We start from the raw sequence: 18,560 nt of genomic DNA, 5'->3' as shown, positions 1-18,560 counted from the left end.
CTAGATTGGCTTTAGGAAACCAACTAAGACCGCAATTGGAATCGAAATATTTCCCAAAAACAACAAGGTGCCAATGCCGAGCGCAGCATTACGCAGCAACCGATTGAACCGGCGGTTGTTTAAGCCCAAGGTTTGGAACAAGCTCCAAACCCCGTGAGCCATGTGCAAGCCAAGTGAGAGCATCGCCACAATATAAAACAGCGAAACCCAAATGTTTTGGAAGCCATAGACCACGTTATTGTAAACATTGTGGACATCAAACGGCTGTGGCCCACCAGGCGCTTTACCAATTGTAAAGTGCAAAATGTGGTAGACGATAAACAACAGCAGAATGATCCCGCCATAGCGCATGGTACGGCTGGCGAAGGTCGATTCGACATGCTGTTTTTTGACGTAGCGTTGAGGTCGTGATTTGCGGTTTTCAATCGTCAATTGCACGGCAGCGATGATGTGCAAAATGACTGCGGTAAGCAGTACAACCCGCACAACCACCAGCAACTCGCCAGTGCTCTTCAGAAATGCCGCATACTTGTTTAATGCTTCGGCTCCCAAATAAATTTGAAGATTGCCAAGCATATGCCCAATGACGAAGCCCACGCCAATCAGGCCCGTCACGGCCATCACGACCTTCTTTCCGATGGATGTTCGGTAGAAAGAAAGTACCCCAGTCATTACTGACTCCTTTATCTGTTCCGACGTGGCATGTTTACCTTCTATATTATCGCTTAAAACTCGCTTTAGGTGAAACACCTGCTGCGCTTGGGTGAAGCTTTATCCACATGGCTTCCACACAGGGTGTAAAGCCTTCTTAGCTGCTTTTAATCTTACGCTACTGTTGTGAGTAAGAATAACGATTTATCCCTTGGGAATGAGCTAAATCGTTGTTTTATGTTCTAGGGCTTGCTCCGAATCGTCATCGACCATCCGCACCGCGCAAGTAGTCGGATTGTAACCAAATGAGCAGGTTTTTGGCGCTAAATGCTGTAATAAAGACGGTTAATATAGAGTAAACTGTTTTTACTCGTAACTTATTCCAATCATTGATTTGACAAATGCCATGAAGCGACTATACTTACCCGCAATAAAGACAATAAACACTGATTAAATTGTCTTTATTGGTTCAGTTTTGTCATAACCAAACTGAACATTGCGGCGAAGTTTACTCAAACCGTTTAAGCAATAGGCAATTTTCCGAGCCAAGCAGCACGGCGTTGGTCGTTTTATTGCGCTTAAAAACGGTTGATCGACGGAGTTACTAACGTGGCGGTTACCATTGCCCAACCAGCATCACAGCCCAAACCAAAACGTCGCGCCGCTGCGGCTTTAGCAATTGGCCTGCTTGTAGCATTTGGCCTCTTGCTGGTGATTATGACCCTCAGTATTAATTTTGGAGCAGCCGATGTTGCTCCTAGCACCGTTTGGGCCTCGTTATTTGATTATGACCCCAGCTCAACCCAACACCTGATTATTCGCACCTTGCGTATGCCCCGCGTTTTGGTGGCGGCGATTGTCGGGGCAATTTTGGCCTTGGCCGGAGCGATTATGCAGGGCTTGACCCGCAACCCACTGGCCGATGCAGGCTTGTTGGGCATCGAAAGCGGCGCAGCCTTGGGTGTAGTTTTGGCGATCACCTTCTTCGATATCAAAACTCTCAATTTGTATTCGATTTTTGCCTTTGCTGGCGCAGCCGTGACGGCGGTGCTGGTCTATAGCCTTGGCTCTTTGGGGCGCGGCGGGCCAACTCCACTCAAATTGACTTTAGCTGGCGCGATGATCACGGCCTTCTGTTCCTCGTTTACCAGTGCCATCCTGATTCTCGACCAACAAACGCTTGATGAAGTGCGGCTTTGGTTGGCTGGCACGGTGGCGGGGCGCGATTTGGGCTTAATCGGCCAAAGCTTGCCTTATGTTGTAGTTGGCATGGTACTGGCGATCAGCCTTGGCCGTTCACTAACGGCGATGTCTTTGGGTGAGGATGTGGCACGCGGCTTAGGCCAACGCACTGGCTGGGTCAAAACTATCGCAGCAATTGCCGTGATTTTGTTGGCTGGCAGTGCGGTGGCGTTGGCTGGGCCGATTGGCTTTTTGGGCTTGTTGGTTCCACACATTATGCGCTTTATCGTCGGCCTCGATTATCGCTGGCTCTTGCCCTATTGTGCGATTGGCGGCGCCTTGCTGCTCGTGGTGGCCGACATCATTGGGCGGGTGATTGTGCGCCCGATGGAAGTTCCGGTTGGCGTGGTAACAGCGTTGCTCGGCGGCCCAATGTTTATTTACCTTGTACGCTGGCGGGTGCAACGATGAAAACTTTTCCATGGATTACGATTCGCCCTAAGTTTGGCACGTTTTCGCTGCGAATCGACCGCCGTTTGCCCAAGGTTGCGCTGATTATCGCGCTGCTGGTCATGGCAATTATGGTGGTCAACATGGGCGTTGGCCAATATGAAATTAGCCCGCTCGATGTAGTTAAAACCTTACTCGGCATGAAAACTGGCGATCCGCAACATGTGCTAATTGTGCGCACCCTGCGCTTGCCACGCATGCTGCTTTCGGCCTTGGTTGGTTTGGCGCTTGGCACATCCGGCGCGTTGTTACAGGGCTTGACCCGCAATCCCTTGGCCGATCCCAGCATTATGGGCATCAACACTGGCGCTGGCCTAGTGGCCGTTATCTTGACGATTCTGGTGCGCGATTTTCCAGCGCGTTGGATTCCAGTCGCAGCGTTTGCTGGGGCGCTAGTCGCGGCAGGCTTGATGTATGTCTTGGCATGGCGCAAGGGTGGCGATTCGCCGATGCGCTTGGTCTTGATTGGGGTTGGCTTGAGTGCGGTTGGTTCCGCTGTCACAACTCTCGTGATCACGATTGGCAATATTTACGATGTGCAACGCGCGATGATTTGGCTAACGGGCAGCGTGTATGGCCGCTCGTGGGTTGATTTTTGGGCCTTTGCGCCGTGGGTGGCGATTGCTGTGCCGTTAGCTTGGTTTCAGGCTCGTCAACTGAATAGCCTGCATCTTGGCGAAGATGTGGCCTTGGGCTTGGGCTTGAACGTTGGTCGCCAACGCGCTTGGATTTTGTTTGTCGCTGTGGCCTTGGCTGGCGCAAGCGTCGCCGTGGCTGGTGTGATCAGCTTTGTGGGCTTGATTGCGCCACACGTTGCTCGCCGCTTGGTTGGTACCGATCACACGGGGCTTGTGCCAACCGCAGGCATGCTTGGCGCGTTGCTGCTGGTCGCTTCCGACTGGATTGGCCGCACGATTGCCGCGCCCAACGAAATTCCTTGTGGCTTGGTCACCGCCGTGATTGGTGTACCGTTCTTTTTGTCAATGCTCTACCAACATGCCCGAACAAAGTGAGGATGTGATGTTAGCAACCGATACATTAACCCTGGGCTACGACGGCCCCAACATTCTCGATCAGTTGTCGATCACGCTGCCTGCTGGGCAGATCACCGCTTTGATTGGCCCCAATGGTTGTGGCAAATCGACCTTATTGCGTGGCTTGGCACGTTTGATCAAGCCCAAGCATGGCTCAGTTGTGCTTGATGGCCACGATATTCAGCGCATCCCGACCCGCCAATTAGCAACCCAACTCGGCATTTTGCCGCAAAATCCGGTTGCGCCTGAAGGCTTGACCGTGCGTGAGTTGGTGGCGCAAGGTCGTTATCCCCATCAACGTTGGTTTCAGCAATGGTCGGCGGCTGACGAAACAGCTGTTCGCTCGGCGCTCGAAATCACCAATATGGTTGAACTCGCCGATCGGGCGGTCGATGCCCTGTCGGGCGGACAACGCCAACGGGCTTGGATCGCCATGACCCTCGCCCAAGAAACCGATATTATCCTGCTTGACGAGCCAACCACCTTTTTGGATTTGGCGCATCAAGTTGAAGTCTTACAGCTTTTAGAACAGCTTAATCGTCAATCAGGCCGCACGATTGTGATGGTGGTGCATGATTTGAACCATGCCACGCGCCATGCTGATCATGTGATTGCGCTGCGAGCTGGCGTTGTGCAAGCCGCCGGAGCGCCGCGCGATGTAATTACACCGTCGTTATTACGCACCGTGTTTGGCATCGAAGCTGAAGTTATCCCCGATCCGCGCAGCGGAGTGCCATTGTGCATTCCCTATGGCTTATGTGCTGCGGAAGCATCAGATTCTCTCTTGCATGCGGATGCTGTTGGCAACCGCGCTTAACTCTAGGAGTAACCTTTCATGGTTCGTTTTACCCGTTTACTCTCGTGTGGCTTGCTACTGACGGTGTTAGCAGCCTGTGGCGGTGCCGCCAGCACCCCAACTAGCGCCCCAGCAGCGACCGCGACTACGGCTCCAACCGAGGTTGCCGCCGCTACTGCCACAACCGCGCCAACCGAAGCCGCCGTGGTCGAAGCAACTGCCACCGCCGCTAGCGATACAACCACTACTTCTGGCAAGCGCACTTTCACCCATGCCTTGGGAGAAATCAGCATTCCCAACGTGCCACAACGGGTGATCGCTCTTGATTGGATGTATTTGGAAGATGTGTTGGCTTTGGGCGTGCAACCAGTTGGCGCAATCGATTTGGAAAATTATCCCAAGTGGATCGATTTGCCTTTGACGATTGATCCCAGTGTGGTTTCAATCGGCGCAAATCCAGCGCCTGATTTTGAATCGATTGCTGCGTTGAAGCCTGACCTGATTTTGGTTGGCTCGTTGCGGGGCGAAACAATTTACGATCAATTAAATGCTATCGCCCCAACCATGATGTTCAATCCCTACTTGAAAGAGGGCGAAGGCCAGCCATACGACGAAATGACCACAACATTTAGCACAATCGCAGCGGTGTTGGGCAAAGAAACCGAAGGCGCAGCCGTGTTGAGCAAAATGGAACAAACTTTTGCTGATTCCAAAGCACAACTAGCAGCGGCTGGTTTGGCTGATGCTAACGTGTTGGTGGCGCAAACCTATGCCAGCAACAACGCCGCCGAAGTGCGTTTGTTCACCGATAACGCCGCCGTGATGGAAATTATCAAGCGTTTGGGCTTAAAAAACGCTTGGTCAGACCCAACTTATCAAGTTTGGGGCTTCTCGTCGGTTGGCACCGAAGCCTTGGCTCAGTTTGGTGATGTGCATATGCTTTACATAACCGAAGAAAATAACGATCCCTTCCAGAGCGCCGCGATCAAGCCCTACTGGGATAGTCTAGAGTTTGTCAAAAAAGGCCAAGCGCATACCTTGGATAGCCAAACTTGGACTTTTGGTGGCCCAATTGCCGCCGAAGTGTTTGCCCAACGGGTCACCGAAGCACTCTTATCGGAAAGCAACTAAGCATTTTTTAGCGTTGGCCGTTTGAGAGTTCCAAGCGGTCAGCAGGAATATAGATAATGCAACGATTTTTGGCATTAATTGGCTTGGTCAGTATTTTGACTGCCTGTGGTTCATCGGCAGCAACCCAAGCACCTACAGCCGCCCCAACCACCGCCGCTGCCGCAACCGCGACAACTGCTAGTGAACCAACCGCTGCTGCAACCGAAGCCGCCGCTGAAGCAACCACTGCCCCAGCTGATAGCGCTGCTGGCACGCGCACGATCAAGCACGTTTTAGGCGAAACCACAATCACTGGCACGCCGCAACGGGTGGTTGTGCTCGAATGGGTTTACGTCGAAAACTTGTTGGCCTTGGGCGTGCAACCAGTTGGCGTTGCTGATATCGAAGGCTACAACACATGGGTCGATGTTCCAGTTGAATTAGGCCCAGATGCAACCGATGTTGGAACCCGCGGCGAAGCCAATCTCGAAACGATTGCTTCACTCAAGCCTGATTTGATCATCACGCTCAAATATGATGCTGATAAAAACTATCCTCAATACAGTGCAATTGCTCCAACCTTGGTGTTCAATCCCTATCCTGAATCAGGCGATCAATATGCTGAAATGATCGACACCTTCAACACGATTGCTGATGTGTTGGGCAAAACTGAAGAAGCCAAAGCTGTGTTGAGCAAGATGGAGCAAACCTACGCTGATGCCAAGCAAACTTTGGCAACCGCTGGCTTTGAAAATGCGCCATATGTCTTGGCCCAAGCCTATACCTCAAACAACGCCGCTGAAATTCGCTTGTTCACCGACAACTCGATGATTGCCAAATTGATCGCTAAAACTGGCCTCAAAAATGGCTGGACTGATAGCGCATTCCAAGTTTATGGCTTCTCGACCGTGAGTAGCGAAGTGCTGGCCCAACTTGGCGATGTGCACTTTATGTATGTTGTAGCCGATGATGACAACCCATTTGCTAGCGGCACAATCAAGCCCTTCTGGGATAGCCTTGAGTTTGTCAAAAAAGGCCAAGCTTACCCCTTGGGTGGCGACGTTTGGTTCTTTGGCGGCCCTTTGTCAGCCGAAGTCTTGGCCCAACGAGTGGTCAAAAGCTTAACCAAACAATAATTAATCAAGGTTGATTGATAGAGGATGTGTGTATGAGCGTAGGAAGTAGCCCACTTGCCCAAAGCCTGGAACGCGCCGCGACCTTGGATCAATACTTGGTTGCGCGGATTGCCGAACCAAACGAGCCAGATTGGTTGCCTGCGACATCATTGACCGATCCAGCGACGCTAAGCACTATTTTGGAAGGCTTTGCGGCCTCGCGCAAGCTAGCCAAGCGCCGCTTGACAGGCTCGTTCTTTATTAGTTCATATGTTTGGTATTTGGCTGGAGCCGCGATTGCCAGCTTACTGATCGATCAACGGATTCCCGACCTTGATCGAGCCAATGTGCTGGCACGTTTTCCTAGCAACGGCAATGCTGATCAGGCTGCAATCGCCTTTGCTTCGCAACGTTTTTTCGGCTTAGCTGTTGATCAAAGCCAAACTGGCGCAACCGTTGTTGCAGATAAAGCCAGCTTGCGCGAACAATTACGCCAGCAATTCGAGCAGCATCTTGATCCAGTGGTGCAATTGGTCGCTGATCAATCAGGCTTAGGCCAACGTGCCCAGTGGAACATCATCGCCGATCGCTGTGCTGGCATTTTCTTGCGGGTTGGCCAGCGGCTTGATCAAGTTGCTGCTGCTTGTGAAGAGGGCATGGCCTTTGTTGGAGCTAAAGGTTCGGCCATGAAGGCCAGTAAAACTGGTTATATTCAACTGGATACTGCAAGTGATGCCTGTGCAACCTTCCTGCAGCGTGGTGGTTGCTGCTTGTACTACCAAGTTGAAGGTGGTCGCAACTGCAACGATTGCCCGCTATTACCCACCGCCGAGCGCTTGCAACGCATGGCGGGCATAACTAACTAAAACTTAAGGATCAACGATCAAGGGGATCGAGTTAATCAAAGCTCGATCCCTTTTGTTTAACCCCTTTCAACCTCGCAAGCTTCATCAGCTATTCACAAGTTCATGCGATAGTTGCCAAATCTCAACGATGCACCCAAAAAACAGGAGGTATCAATGACGAGCCGTTTGTGGATGGGCTGGTTGATTGGCAGTTTAATTGCTTGGCTACTAGGAATACCGACGTTGGCAGCCTCGACTCCTCAATTGCCGCAAGCAGATCTGATTATTGCCAAACCATTAGGCGTATTTGCTGCTTCAGGTTCACAGAATGCGGCTGTCATCGGGCATGAGCAAGTCCATGGTGGTTTGGTGCGCATCCCTTGGAATCTGTTGGAGACGAGTCCTGGCGTTTATAATTGGCAGCAGGTTGATCTGGTGGTGGCGAAAATTCGGGCTGCGGGGAAATATTGGTCGCTGGCAGTGCTGGCTGGCCCTGCTACACCGAATTGGTTATATGAAACACCCTACAATGCTCCGCGCATCCGCTATTTGTTCCAAGGCAACGAAACGACCGTGGCTCCCGCGTGGCATCCAGCAGTTCGTGAGCGATTGCGGCTTTTGGCACTTGCAATGGCTGAAAAGTATGCCAATGATCCATCGCTGATGCTTGTGTATGTTAGCCAGATGACCGCAAATGGGATCGAGGGCCAACTGCCGTTTGAGCGTGATCTTTTACCAAGTGGTACAACTTGGGCGGCGCTCGGGTGGAGTGCTGATGGTTGGGTAACAACTGTTACAGGTATTACTAGCGATTTTGCGGCGGCGTTTCCCCAAAAAGCCTTGGCGGTCGAACTGCATTATGTGCTCAATGACCCACAAATTCCTCGTCGAATCGGCGACTCAATTTGCGGTAATTCTGCTTTTGCTGGGCGGGTTGGCATTGCAATTTGGTGGCTTTCTGGGCGCGAGACCTATCAACCCGATTTATTAGACTATTTTCGTCAAGCCGATTGCGACAAATACGGTCAGGTCATTGGCTCCTCAGATCAGTCGGATCGCTTTCCTGCAGAGGGCTACGCCATGATGTTTGCCCAAGCGAGGGAGTTAGGTCTACGGTATATTGAGCCATGGGAGCAAGAATTTACAACCTTGTGCTGCACGTGGGAAGCGGAATTTGCTGCGTTCAATGCTTGGTCAGTGGCTAACTTTGGGGCAACAGTCTTTTTGCCATGGGTAACCGAAAACCCTTAATCGCTGGGGGTTTACTCGGCATCGCAGAAAAGTAGCGATGGCTCTCATATAAACCCAGCGGTACAGAGCAACATCAATTCTCTGCGCCGCTGCGTTTAAATATCTTGTTACTGACTCAATTGCTCGATTGTCTCGATGATATAGGCACCATCGCTGGCCGGATCAAGCGCTTGCGGATAGCCCTCAACTAAGCGCACGGGTGTCCAGCGTGAGGCAATCACCCCGGTTTTATCGAGGGTCAGGTGTAAAATGGCGCTATCAAGGCTCGGCGTACCATCAAAACCATCAAACACAAAATTGCCTAAGCTCCAGGCTATAAATTGGCCGTTTGAACGTAATTCGTAGCCTTGCAAAACGTGGGGATGCGCCCCCAAAACCAAAGTTGCCCCAGCATCTAAAGCCGCATAGGCATTGCTGCGCTGAATCTCATTTGGCTGATCGATTCCCTCATAGCCACTATGCAATAAGATAATCACATGATCGACACTTGGTCGAATCGCCGCAACATCGGCAGCAATCACGGCTGGCTCGGCCCACGCTAAGCCAGGCTGATCGGCAGTTGCCGTCCACGATTCAGTCACAAAGCCACCGCGTTCGACTGGCACGTTCACATAGGCTAAAAATGCTAGGCGTAAGCCATTTTTCTCAATAATAACCGGGCGATAGGCTTGCTCAGCGTTCATTCCTGCGCCAACATTGGCAATCTCAGCTTCATTCAACAAACCGATTGTTTCGCTCAATGCCGATTCGCCCCAATCTAGGCTATGGTTATTGGCCAACGAAACCAGATCAAAGCCAGCATCGCTGAGGCTATCTACGCTTTCGGGTGGAGCTAAAAAGCGATAGGCTTTGGGCGCTGGCTCACCAGCATCGGCAATAGCAGTTTCAAGGTTGCCAATCGTCAAATCGGCATTGACCAAGTGTTCACGTACTCCAGCAAATGGTTGCTCAGGGCCATCGCTCAGAATGCGCTCGCCAATTGAGCGGGCTAGCATAATATCACCAACGATCGCCAACTCGATTTTCGGCTCAGGGGTTGGGCTTGGCTCGATCGTTGCGGTCGGCAAAGTCGTGCTGGTTGGTTCGGGGGTCTTGGTTGGTTCGAGGGTTGCGGTTTTCGCAGTAGTTGCGGTTGGGGCAAGCGCCAATTGACTTGGCTCAGTGGTCGTCGTGCTGCTACAAGCTACGAAAATTCCTAGTAAAACTAACAAACTCAAACGCCGCATTCAAACATCCTTCCTGCTTAACGAGTTGCTGTGGCGATAGAGTAGCATACAAAAAAACAAGCATAGCGAACATAGAACACTGCAACCACGAAATGCACGAAGGCTGTTTTCGCCACAGATTGACACAGATGGATGTGATTATGGGGATCAGTTTGATCTATCAAGGACACGAAGCGCACGAATGTTGGTTAAATAATGTAAAGGTAGTAGTTAATCGGCCTAACCTTAGCGCTCTTTGTGTCCTTCGCGGTTTTGCCTTTGTGTCCTTCGTGTTCTTCGTGGATCGTTAACCTGGTTTACTCTTTAAATGGATAATCTTGCCAAAGCTTGCTCAAAATAATGATTGCACATGCTCCAATGCTGAGCCAAACAACGTTCATATAGCCGAAGAAATAGGCAGCGAGCGGCGCAGCCCCGATCATCACGAGCGCCGCCCAACTACTACGTTTTAATCCCAGTGCAAAAAAAGCGCCTAAAGCTAGCAGTGGCAAGGCCAAAATTGGCGCAAGCACACTAATTACGCCTAAGCCAGTTGCTAAACCCTGACCACCAACGATTAAAAGCCAGTGCCGCCAGTGTTGCCAAGGCGTTTTCAAACTGCGTACTAGCAAATAGGGCGAGTAGCAATGACCCAAAACCGCCGTAACCCCCACCAGCGCTACTGGCCATTGGTCAGCCAAAATCGCGTCGGTAACGAGCATGGGGATGATCGCTTTGAGAGCATCGAGTACCAACACTAGCACCCCAGCCCAAGCACCTGCCACCCGCAACGAATTCCGTGCCCCCACATTGCCTGAGCCAGTTGAACGCACATCTTGGCCACTTAACAGCAGCACAACTGGCACAGCGAAGGGAATTCCACCAACTAAATATCCCAATAACCCAAATAATCCGATCAGCATGACAAACCCTCTACACCCGAATGGTTAATGCGGCTGGCTGAATAGTGATATTAATCTCGTGTAAGCTCGCGCTAAATACCTCACCATCAACATGCACTGGCACGCCGCGCTCACTATACAGCTTAAAGGTACGGGTTTTGATCATTGTCACACTTGGTAGGTTGGTATGGGTTCCTTGGCGCACACGGCTCGAATCGCGCACCATCGACCAACGCGATTGCTCGCCAGTCAGGCAAACATCAAGCATTCCATCGTCAATTTGCGACTCAGGCGTGATCCAAAAGCCGCCGCCGTGGTAACCGCCATTGCCAACCGTCGCCATATTGATCCGTTTTTGCAAGGTCAGATCATCAGTTTCAATCAGCAAATCACGAGCTTCGTAGCTTAAAATCGATTTAAGCACTGCGATCATATAGACCAAGCCACCTTTGATCCGTTTAAGTTTTTGGGCCTCGATCGCTACATTGGCATCGAGGCCAATCCCCACGCCATTGATAAACCAATGCTGATTGATCATGCCAAGGTCGATGCGGCGCAAGCGATTGGCAGCAATTGATCGAACGGCTTCGACAATGCTATTAGCTGGCAATTTGAGCATTTTGATAAAATCGTTACCAGTGCCCAGCGGAATAAAACTCAATGGCAATTGCGATCCAGCCATGCCATTGACAATTTCATTAATCGTGCCATCGCCACCCGCCGCGATAATTCCATCCCAATTGTTTTCAGCGACACACTGCTGGGCCAAGTGTGTGGCATGGCCGATGTGGGTAGTTTGGAATAAGGTAGCTTCAAGCCCAAAATGGCTGAGCATGGCCATAATGTGAGGGGCTTGGTGGGCGGCTCGTTGGCGATTGGAATGGGGATTCAAAATGACTGCTAGCCGCAGTTTTGACATAATGATGCTCCTCGTCATGTGGGTGCTAGCAGCATTATAGCAGGGGCAAGCCGTGCTAGGCCATAATTGATCCGCAGGTGAGATTGGCAATCGTGCCAGTCATGGCGCTAGCATAATCTGAGGCTACTAAAATTGCGCTATTTGCCACTTCATTCAAGCTTGGTAAACGCCCAAGTGCTGTGCCAGCCTGCATATATTGCTGAATTTGCTCGGCAGGTGTGCCCCAGGTTTCGGGTAAGGCATCGGAGCGTAAGCACACAACGCGTACTCCATGCACCCCAACCTCACCAGCCAAACTATAGGTAAAACCTTCGATTGCACTGCAAGCTGTGCTAAATCCGCCAGTCAAGTGATAGCGTCGTTCACGGCCCGATAGAACGGAGGAAGAAGCTGAGAGCGTCAAAATTACTCCCGATTGCTGTTTGATCATTGCGCGTGCAGCCGCAGTCGCAGTCAAAAAGTGGGTGGTAACTCCAGTCATAATTGGCAAGCTAAAATGCTCAGCTGGCATTTGCACTAATGGCGTGCCTTGTAAATCGCCGCGAATCCAGATCGCGTTGAATGAAATATCGATGCGGCCTGTTTGGGCAATCACATCGGCTAAATGGGCTTCAATTGCTGGTTGATCAAGTGCATCAACCAACGCTACTTCTGCCAAGCCACCTGCTTCACGAATCTCATGGGCCAGCGTTTCAAGGCTGGTTTGCTTGCGACCAGTTAAAAAGACCCTTGCCCCTTCGCGAGCGAAGCCGCGTGCCACGGCGCTACCAATCGAGCCTGCTGCCCCATAAATCACTGCAATTTTACCGCTCAATAGCATTGATTGACCCTCACTAAGCTTAAAAAGAAACATATGTTCGTTATTGTAGGCAATCAAATAGAGCTATGTCAAGCAGCAAATCGAGCATAGAGGAGTTAGCTTTAACCACGAAGAACGCGAAGAACGCGAAACCCAAGCTTCGTGACCTTCGCGTTCTTCGCGGTTGAAAATATATTCTAGGTTCTTTGCTCTAGGCTCTGTTAGGCGAATGCTCGTACAACTTCGGGCATTTCGAGCACTGTTGATTCAAACCAATTGAGTTGTTCGCGCAACGCCACAACTTCACCCACAATTAAAATCGCTGGTGCGCCGCTGCCCGCCGCTTTAACCGCAGCCTCAATTTGATCAAGTGGTGCGACCACCGTTTTTTGTTCGGCAGTCGTGCCCCAGCGAATCACCGCAGTTGGAGTGTCGGCTGGGCGACCATTGGCAATCAAACTGGCAACCGTGTGGTTGATTCGCGTAATTCCCATCAAAAAGACCAAGGTATCAACGCCTTGCGCCAAAGCATGCCAATTGATTCGGCTGGTTGGCTTGGTTGGATCTTCATGGCCTGTCACAAAAACGACCGATGAAGCTACATCGCGATGAGTCACTGGAATGCCCGCATAGGCAGGGGCCGCAATTGCCGAAGAAATGCCTGGCACAACTTCCCATGCAACTCCAGCAGCGCTCAAAGCAGCAGCTTCCTCGCCACCGCGCCCAAACACAAATGGATCGCCGCCTTTGAGCCGAACTACCAATTTACCTTGCTGAGCGTGCTCAATCAAGGTTGCGTTGATCCAATCTTGGCTGGCGGAATGTTGGCCGCCGCGCTTGCCAGCTGGAATCAACTCGGCATCGCTCCGCGCTTCGGCCAACAATTCGGGCAACACCAAGGCATCAAATACCACGACATCGGCACTTTGCAAACGGCGCAACCCCTTGACGGTAATTAAATCGGCGGAGCCTGGACCAGCCCCGACTAATGCAACAAATCCTTCGCGTGTCATAGATCCTCCGTTGGCAAGTGATTGAGCGTCGTCGGCTGTTGGGCTAATTCAATCAGCAATTGATCAAAATATTGCTCACGTTCTGCCGTGGTTAGCGCTGCAAGTTCAGTGCGTTGAGTTGCGACAAGCTGAGCCAGCGTGGCATACCGTTGATCAAAATAAGTGCTGAGTTGTTGGCGTAGATAGCGACTTAAGGCTGGGCTAGCCCCGCTGCTACTAATCGTAAACAACAACGAGCCTTGACGATGGTTGGCGGTTGTGATGAAATTCCCCTCTTCAGCAGCATCGGCGATATTGAGGAGGATTGGGCGGTTGTGGCATTCGTGGGCAATTTGCTGATTGACCAAGCGTTGATTGGTTGCGGCAACAACCAAAAACGCGGCTTCACAATCACCAAATTGATATTCACGGGCAAGATGCTGAATTTGGTTGCTAGCTTGCCAGTGTTGCAGTTGTGGCGTTAGTTGAGGGCTGATCACAATTGGATTTGCGCCACCAGCGATTAATCCAGCAACTTTGCGCTCGGCAACCGCACCGCCACCAACGACCACACAACGCTGTTGGGCTAAATTGGTCAAGACTATTGGGTACATAACGATCAGCCTTTAGTCGCCAACTAAACGGTTAGCGCCAAACAGCAGTGGTTGGGCAAAAGCAACATTGCAAATCATGTGGGCAGGCCCAGTATAATCAACAATTCTGTTTTTGCGTAGCGATACATCAGCCGATTTCTATCGAATTTGCGCCATCATGCAAACCCTCACCCCTGGTATAGAGCTTTCAAAGGTAGATCTTTTAACCAAGAATTGGTTAATCACCACCCTTCCGTCCCGCCTCAAGGCGGGAGACGCAGGGGGCTTTAATCCCCCTGCACCCCCTAAAGTTCAATCAGGGGCAGGTAAGCATCCACCGATGAACCAGCGTATCCATGGTTCGCAGCGAAAACCTACCCTTGAAAGGTGAGGGAATCTGCTAGCGGCCTTTATTCCACGAGCCTTCTTCTGTCCACACGCCTTCTTCGGTTTCTGGCTCGCCAAAGCCAAGATAAACCCGCAGTTGGTCGTCGGTTTGGCGCTTGGCCCAATGGCGGAACTGATCCTCAGGGCTGGTGCGTTGGGCTTGGTAGGTGGTGACCAAGTTGCCTAAACGATCGGCTAATTCAGACCATGGCACTTTGGTTGCTACCCGTCGGCCAATTGCTGCATCGTCGCCCAAAGCTCCGCCCAACAAAATATCGGTGGCTGGCAATTTGTTTTTGCTGCCATCAGGGTTGCGAATCACGCCGCCCTGCAAGCCAATATCGGCGATGCTATGCTGGCTGCACGAGTGGGGGCAAGCTGAAAGATGGATGCGCAACGGCACATCAAGCTCAACTTTTTGATCCAATGCTCCAGCCAATTGCCAAGCAGCTTCTTTGGTTTCGATTGTGGCGAAGTTGCAGTAGGGCAACCCAGTGCAAGCAACGACCGTGCGTTGGATGCGTGGGCCATTTGGCTGCAATTCTTGCAACAACGGTTCGGCCAACAAGCCATCCAAACGCGCTTCAGGAATGTAGGGCAACAGCAAGTTTTGGCTGTGGGTTAGGCGAATTTCGCTTTGACCATATTCACGCGATAAGCGAGCTGCTTCGCGAATTTGGGCTGGCGTGATGCGCCCAGTTGGTACAAGCAAGCCAACCCAGTAGAGATTTGGCTGCTTTTGGCGAAAGACCCCAACGACATCGCCACTATAAACTGCTGGTGGCACATCGGTTGCCGCTCGTTCCAAGGGATGCCCAAGGTAGTTCACAACTTCTTCGCGGAAGCGCTCTGCACCCCAATCGGCGATCAGATATTTTAGTCGTGCATGGTTGCGCTTTTCGCGGTAGCCAAAATCGCGATAGACCAAGGTGATGGCGCGAGCAATTTCAACCACTGCATCGAGATCGGCTGGCACAAACACATCAATGTTTTGAGCTAGATGTGGCTCGTGCGAAAGCCCGCCCCCAACCCAAACGTTGTAGCCTAGCACAACCTCACCATCAATTTCCTTGCGCCCAGGCGTGAACGAAAGGTCGTTGATTGGTGCTTGAGTCGCATCAAGCCCGCCGCCAGCGACCGAAACTTTATACTTGCGTGGCAAGTTCGAGTAATCGGCGTTATAAGCAAAGTGCTCATCGAGCGCCTTGAAGAATGGCCGTGGATCGATCCATTCGTCGGCGGCAATCCCCGCAACTGGGCTACTTACGACGTTGCGCGGCACATCACCACAAGCCTCAATCGACGAAAGCCCAACGCGTTCCAAGGTTTCAAATACGGTTGGAATATCGCGCAAAGCAATTGTATGCAATTGGAAGGTTTGGCGAGTGGTAATTTCAACCCGACCAGGGGCGACGGTTTCAGCCAAGTGCACAATCGCATCAGCTTGATCAGCAGTCATGATCCCGCCAGGCAAGCGCACCCGCAACATGAAAAAGCCATCTTTGGGCTTATCGTGATATAAACCATACCATTTGAAACGGTTCATATCACTTTCGGTAACTTCGTTGATATCGCCACTTTGGGCGTAGCGATAAATATCTTCAAGCACTGCCAAGCCATCTTTTTCAAGCTTTTGCAGTTCAACGGGGTTTAGTTTTGGGGTTGTAGCAGTCATGCGCCCTCCTCGACGGCGGCAACCGTCGGTAGATAGCCGAGTTCTTCCAATGTGTTGACAATGCGGGCAACGCTAGCATCGAGCGATTCGGCGTGGCTTGGAATCACCACCTCAGGATTGGTCGGTGGTTCATATGGGTCAGAAACCCCAGTGAAATGAGGGATCTCGCCAGCTAAGGCCTTGGCGTATAAGCCCTTGACATCGCGGTCGATACAAACTTCCAACGGGCAATCGATATAGACTTCGACAAAACGAGCGGTGCTGGCGCGAATTTCCTCGCGGGTTTGGCGATAAGGCGAGATAGCGGCGGCAATTGCCACTCCGCCATGGCGCGAAACCAAATCACAAACCCAGCCGATGCGCCGCACGTTGGTATCGCGATCTTCCTTCGAGAAGCCCAAACCTTTGCTCAAATGGGTGCGTACCACATCGCCATCAAGCACCTCAACCCGTTGCTCGCGTTCGCGCAGCACTTCAGCCAAAGCCGCCGCTATTGTTGATTTGCCTGCGCCTGATAAACCAGTAAACCAGATAATATATCCCTGACTCATAGAAAATCCTTGTTGTAAGAGCACAGGACCAGATGTTCTATGTTCTATGCTCTCTGTTCTTTAACTCAATTCACGCAGCGATCAACTCTTCGATAACTTCACGGCGGCTGAATTCAGGTGGTGGTAATTCGCCGCGTGACAAGAGCGCCCGCACGGCAGTGCCACTCAAAATAACGTGGTGTTCGTGGGAGTGTGGGCAGGTTTTGGCCGAGGCCATCGCGCCACAACGTTGGCAGTAGAAGGTATGTTCAAAGAACAACGGCGTAATACCCAAAGCTGCTGGATCAAATTCGTTGAAAATATATTGGGCATCATAGGTGCCGTAGTAACTGCCAACCCCAGCGTGGTCGCGGCCAACAATGAAGTGGGTGCAGCCATAGTTTTTGCGATTCAAGGCGTGAAAGATCGCTTCGCGTGGGCCAGCATAGCGCATTGGCGCAGGGAAAACGCCCAGCAATACCCGATTGGCGGGGTAGTATTCACGCAGCAAGCGCTCGTAGGAACGCACGCGAGCTGGCGCTGGCACATCATCGCTTTTGGTTGTGCCAACTAAGGGGTGTAATAACAACCCATCGACCACTTCTAAGGCACATTTTTGAATATATTCGTGAGCGCGGTGGACTGGGTTGCGAGTTTGGAAGCCCACAACCGTGCGCCAGCCGGCATCGCTGATCGATTGACGTACTTCTTGAGGGGTGCGTGGCAAGTGTGGGAATGCCCCTTGCTCAACTTGCAATAACCAAATCGCCCCGCCAACTCGCCAGCGTGGCGCGGCATACAAACGGGCAACACCTGGGTGAGCGCCATCGGTTGTGCGATACACGTGTTGTGCTTCGTGTTCAACATCAACTGGGAAAATATCTTCGACTTCGAGCACCGCCAAAATCGTGCCTTGTTCATCAGTTAATGCAACAGGCTGATCAAGCACCAAATCGTAGGCTTGATCTTCGGTAATTGGCAAGGTAATCGGAATCGACCATGGCAAGCCATTTTTGAGGTGCATGGTTTCGACGACCGCCTTATAATCGTGGCGATTCAAGAAACCAGTTAAGGGGCTATACGAACCAATGCCAATCATCAAGAGATCGGCGCGATGCGGCTCATCGAGCACAATTCGTGGCAAATCTTGGGCCGATTGCAACAAATTTTCGCGTAAAAGACCGCTAGGAATCCGATTGACCAACGTACCGCCGTGAGGCAAGATTAATGATGAAACAGCCATTGAAGCACACCCTCGAACATAGAATAGCAGCTAGCATAAAGTGGCACCTTTATGCTAATCAACATTGATTACACATAACATAACGAACAAATGGAATTTTAGATATGGAGTCCACACTCGGTTTTGTTAAAGCCAGCCCAGCGTCCGCTGCGTGGGTCACCGTTCACAGGGTGGCTTGTACAAGTGTGACATCCGAGGCTGGTGTAGCCTTGATCGAGTAATGGGTTATAGGGCACACCATTGGCATGGATGTAGCGCCAAATATCGCGCTCCGTCCACAAGGCTAAGGGGCAAATTTTAACCAGTTGATGTTTTTCATTCCAAGAAACCACTGGAGTATTTGCCCGTGTGCTGCTTTGGTCGCGACGCAGCGCGGTTAACCAAGCATCGTAGGGAGCCAGCACATCTTTGAGCGGCTCGACCTTGCGTAGTTTGCAGCATAAATCGGGGTTCGTGCCCCAAAGTTCGGGGCCGTGGGTAGCGGCTTGTTCGGCCACGGTTTGGCGTGGGCGCGAATATTGCACCGTAATGCCATAATGCTTTTCGATTTGCTCAACCAAGGCGTAGGTTTCGCTGAACAGCAGGCCTGTGTCGAGCACCAGCACTGGCAAATTTGGCTCAATTTTGAGCGCAATATCGAGCAACACCATGCCAGATGAACCGCCAAACGAACACGTCAGGGCTAGATTGGGAAAATAGTGATCGATAGCCCAACGCACAATTGCTTGAGGAGTTTGGCTCGTTAATTGAGTATCGAGTGCTGTCAGAGCCTCGCGGCTTGGCAGGGTTGCGTGCATGACCATAAAAAAAACCTCATCTGT

At 51.5% G+C, this 18,560-nt stretch carries 18 protein-coding genes; 7 read left to right on the top strand and 11 right to left on the bottom strand.

Annotated elements, in window-relative coordinates:
- Positions 1–672, bottom strand: coding sequence for a succinate dehydrogenase cytochrome b subunit (locus tag LCH85_03910; GenBank protein ID MCA0351121.1), 672 nt, complete (start codon positions 670–672; stop codon positions 1–3).
- Between the two features lie 588 nt (positions 673–1,260).
- On the opposite strand from LCH85_03910, the gene LCH85_03905 reads away from it, so the two are divergent.
- The 7 genes from LCH85_03905 (at position 1,261) to LCH85_03875 (ending at position 8,494) form a co-directional block, all read left to right on the top strand.
- On the top strand, positions 1,261–2,304 hold the full coding sequence (locus tag LCH85_03905; protein ID MCA0351120.1) for an iron ABC transporter permease: 1,044 nt from the start codon (positions 1,261–1,263) through the stop codon (positions 2,302–2,304).
- On the top strand, positions 2,301–3,356 hold the full coding sequence (locus LCH85_03900) for an iron ABC transporter permease (GenBank protein MCA0351119.1): 1,056 nt from the start codon (positions 2,301–2,303) through the stop codon (positions 3,354–3,356). The genes LCH85_03905 and LCH85_03900 overlap by 4 nt, the downstream gene beginning before the upstream one ends.
- A 7-nt stretch (positions 3,357–3,363) precedes the next feature.
- On the top strand, positions 3,364–4,194 hold the full coding sequence (locus tag LCH85_03895) for an ABC transporter ATP-binding protein (GenBank protein ID MCA0351118.1): 831 nt from the start codon (positions 3,364–3,366) through the stop codon (positions 4,192–4,194).
- 18 nt (positions 4,195–4,212) lie between these two features.
- The gene (locus tag LCH85_03890) at positions 4,213–5,304 is read left to right on the top strand and encodes an iron-siderophore ABC transporter substrate-binding protein (GenBank protein ID MCA0351117.1); all 1,092 of its coding nucleotides are present in this window, start codon (positions 4,213–4,215) and stop codon (positions 5,302–5,304) included.
- Between the two features lie 56 nt (positions 5,305–5,360).
- Positions 5,361–6,419 carry an iron-siderophore ABC transporter substrate-binding protein gene (locus LCH85_03885; protein ID MCA0351116.1) on the top strand — a complete coding sequence of 353 codons (1,059 nt, stop codon included), beginning with the start codon at positions 5,361–5,363 and terminating at the stop codon, positions 6,417–6,419.
- Positions 6,420–6,451: 32 nt separating this feature from the next.
- On the top strand, positions 6,452–7,264 hold the full coding sequence (locus LCH85_03880; protein ID MCA0351115.1) for a ferric iron reductase: 813 nt from the start codon (positions 6,452–6,454) through the stop codon (positions 7,262–7,264).
- A gap of 153 nt (positions 7,265–7,417) precedes the next feature.
- Positions 7,418–8,494 (top strand): beta-galactosidase, encoded by a 1,077-nt coding sequence (locus LCH85_03875; protein MCA0351114.1) that lies wholly within the window; start codon positions 7,418–7,420, stop codon positions 8,492–8,494.
- A gap of 107 nt (positions 8,495–8,601) precedes the next feature.
- Here the strand turns inward: LCH85_03875 and LCH85_03870 are convergent, their stop codons facing one another.
- The 10 genes from LCH85_03870 to LCH85_03825 all read right to left on the bottom strand — a co-directional run bounded on the left by LCH85_03870 (position 8,602) and on the right by LCH85_03825 (position 18,542).
- Positions 8,602–9,720 (bottom strand): CapA family protein, encoded by a 1,119-nt coding sequence (locus LCH85_03870; protein MCA0351113.1) that lies wholly within the window; start codon positions 9,718–9,720, stop codon positions 8,602–8,604.
- Positions 9,721–10,016: 296 nt separating this feature from the next.
- Positions 10,017–10,622, bottom strand: coding sequence for a glycerol-3-phosphate acyltransferase (locus LCH85_03865; protein MCA0351112.1), 606 nt, complete (start codon positions 10,620–10,622; stop codon positions 10,017–10,019).
- Positions 10,623–10,632: 10 nt separating this feature from the next.
- Positions 10,633–11,520 (bottom strand): diacylglycerol kinase family lipid kinase, encoded by an 888-nt coding sequence (locus LCH85_03860; protein ID MCA0351111.1) that lies wholly within the window; start codon positions 11,518–11,520, stop codon positions 10,633–10,635.
- Positions 11,521–11,575: 55 nt separating this feature from the next.
- Positions 11,576–12,340, bottom strand: coding sequence for an SDR family oxidoreductase (locus LCH85_03855; GenBank protein MCA0351110.1), 765 nt, complete (start codon positions 12,338–12,340; stop codon positions 11,576–11,578).
- Between the two features lie 200 nt (positions 12,341–12,540).
- On the bottom strand, positions 12,541–13,332 hold the full coding sequence (gene cobA, locus LCH85_03850; GenBank protein ID MCA0351109.1) for a uroporphyrinogen-III C-methyltransferase: 792 nt from the start codon (positions 13,330–13,332) through the stop codon (positions 12,541–12,543).
- Positions 13,329–13,925: a bifunctional precorrin-2 dehydrogenase/sirohydrochlorin ferrochelatase gene (locus LCH85_03845; protein ID MCA0351108.1), complete on the bottom strand. Its 597-nt coding sequence runs from the start codon at positions 13,923–13,925 to the stop codon at positions 13,329–13,331. The genes cobA and LCH85_03845 overlap by 4 nt, the downstream gene beginning before the upstream one ends.
- Positions 13,926–14,304: 379 nt before the next feature.
- Positions 14,305–15,966 (bottom strand): nitrite/sulfite reductase, encoded by a 1,662-nt coding sequence (locus LCH85_03840; protein MCA0351107.1) that lies wholly within the window; start codon positions 15,964–15,966, stop codon positions 14,305–14,307.
- Complete coding sequence (cysC, locus tag LCH85_03835) at positions 15,963–16,517, bottom strand: adenylyl-sulfate kinase (protein MCA0351106.1); 555 nt, start codon at positions 16,515–16,517, stop codon at positions 15,963–15,965. The genes LCH85_03840 and cysC overlap by 4 nt, the downstream gene beginning before the upstream one ends.
- A 70-nt stretch (positions 16,518–16,587) precedes the next feature.
- A complete protein-coding gene (sat, locus tag LCH85_03830) occupies positions 16,588–17,739 on the bottom strand; it encodes a sulfate adenylyltransferase (GenBank protein MCA0351105.1) in 1,152 nt (383 codons plus the stop codon).
- A 98-nt stretch (positions 17,740–17,837) separates the two neighbouring features.
- Positions 17,838–18,542 carry a phosphoadenylyl-sulfate reductase gene (locus tag LCH85_03825; protein ID MCA0351104.1) on the bottom strand — a complete coding sequence of 235 codons (705 nt, stop codon included), beginning with the start codon at positions 18,540–18,542 and terminating at the stop codon, positions 17,838–17,840.
- Positions 18,543–18,560: the final 18 nt, after the last annotated feature.

The sequence above is a fragment of the Chloroflexota bacterium genome, assembly GCA_020161265.1.
Classification (GTDB): Bacteria; Chloroflexota; Chloroflexia; order Chloroflexales; family Herpetosiphonaceae; genus Herpetosiphon.
The sequence above is the reverse complement of the archived record's forward strand: the minus strand, read 5'-3'. Positions and strand labels throughout refer to the sequence as shown.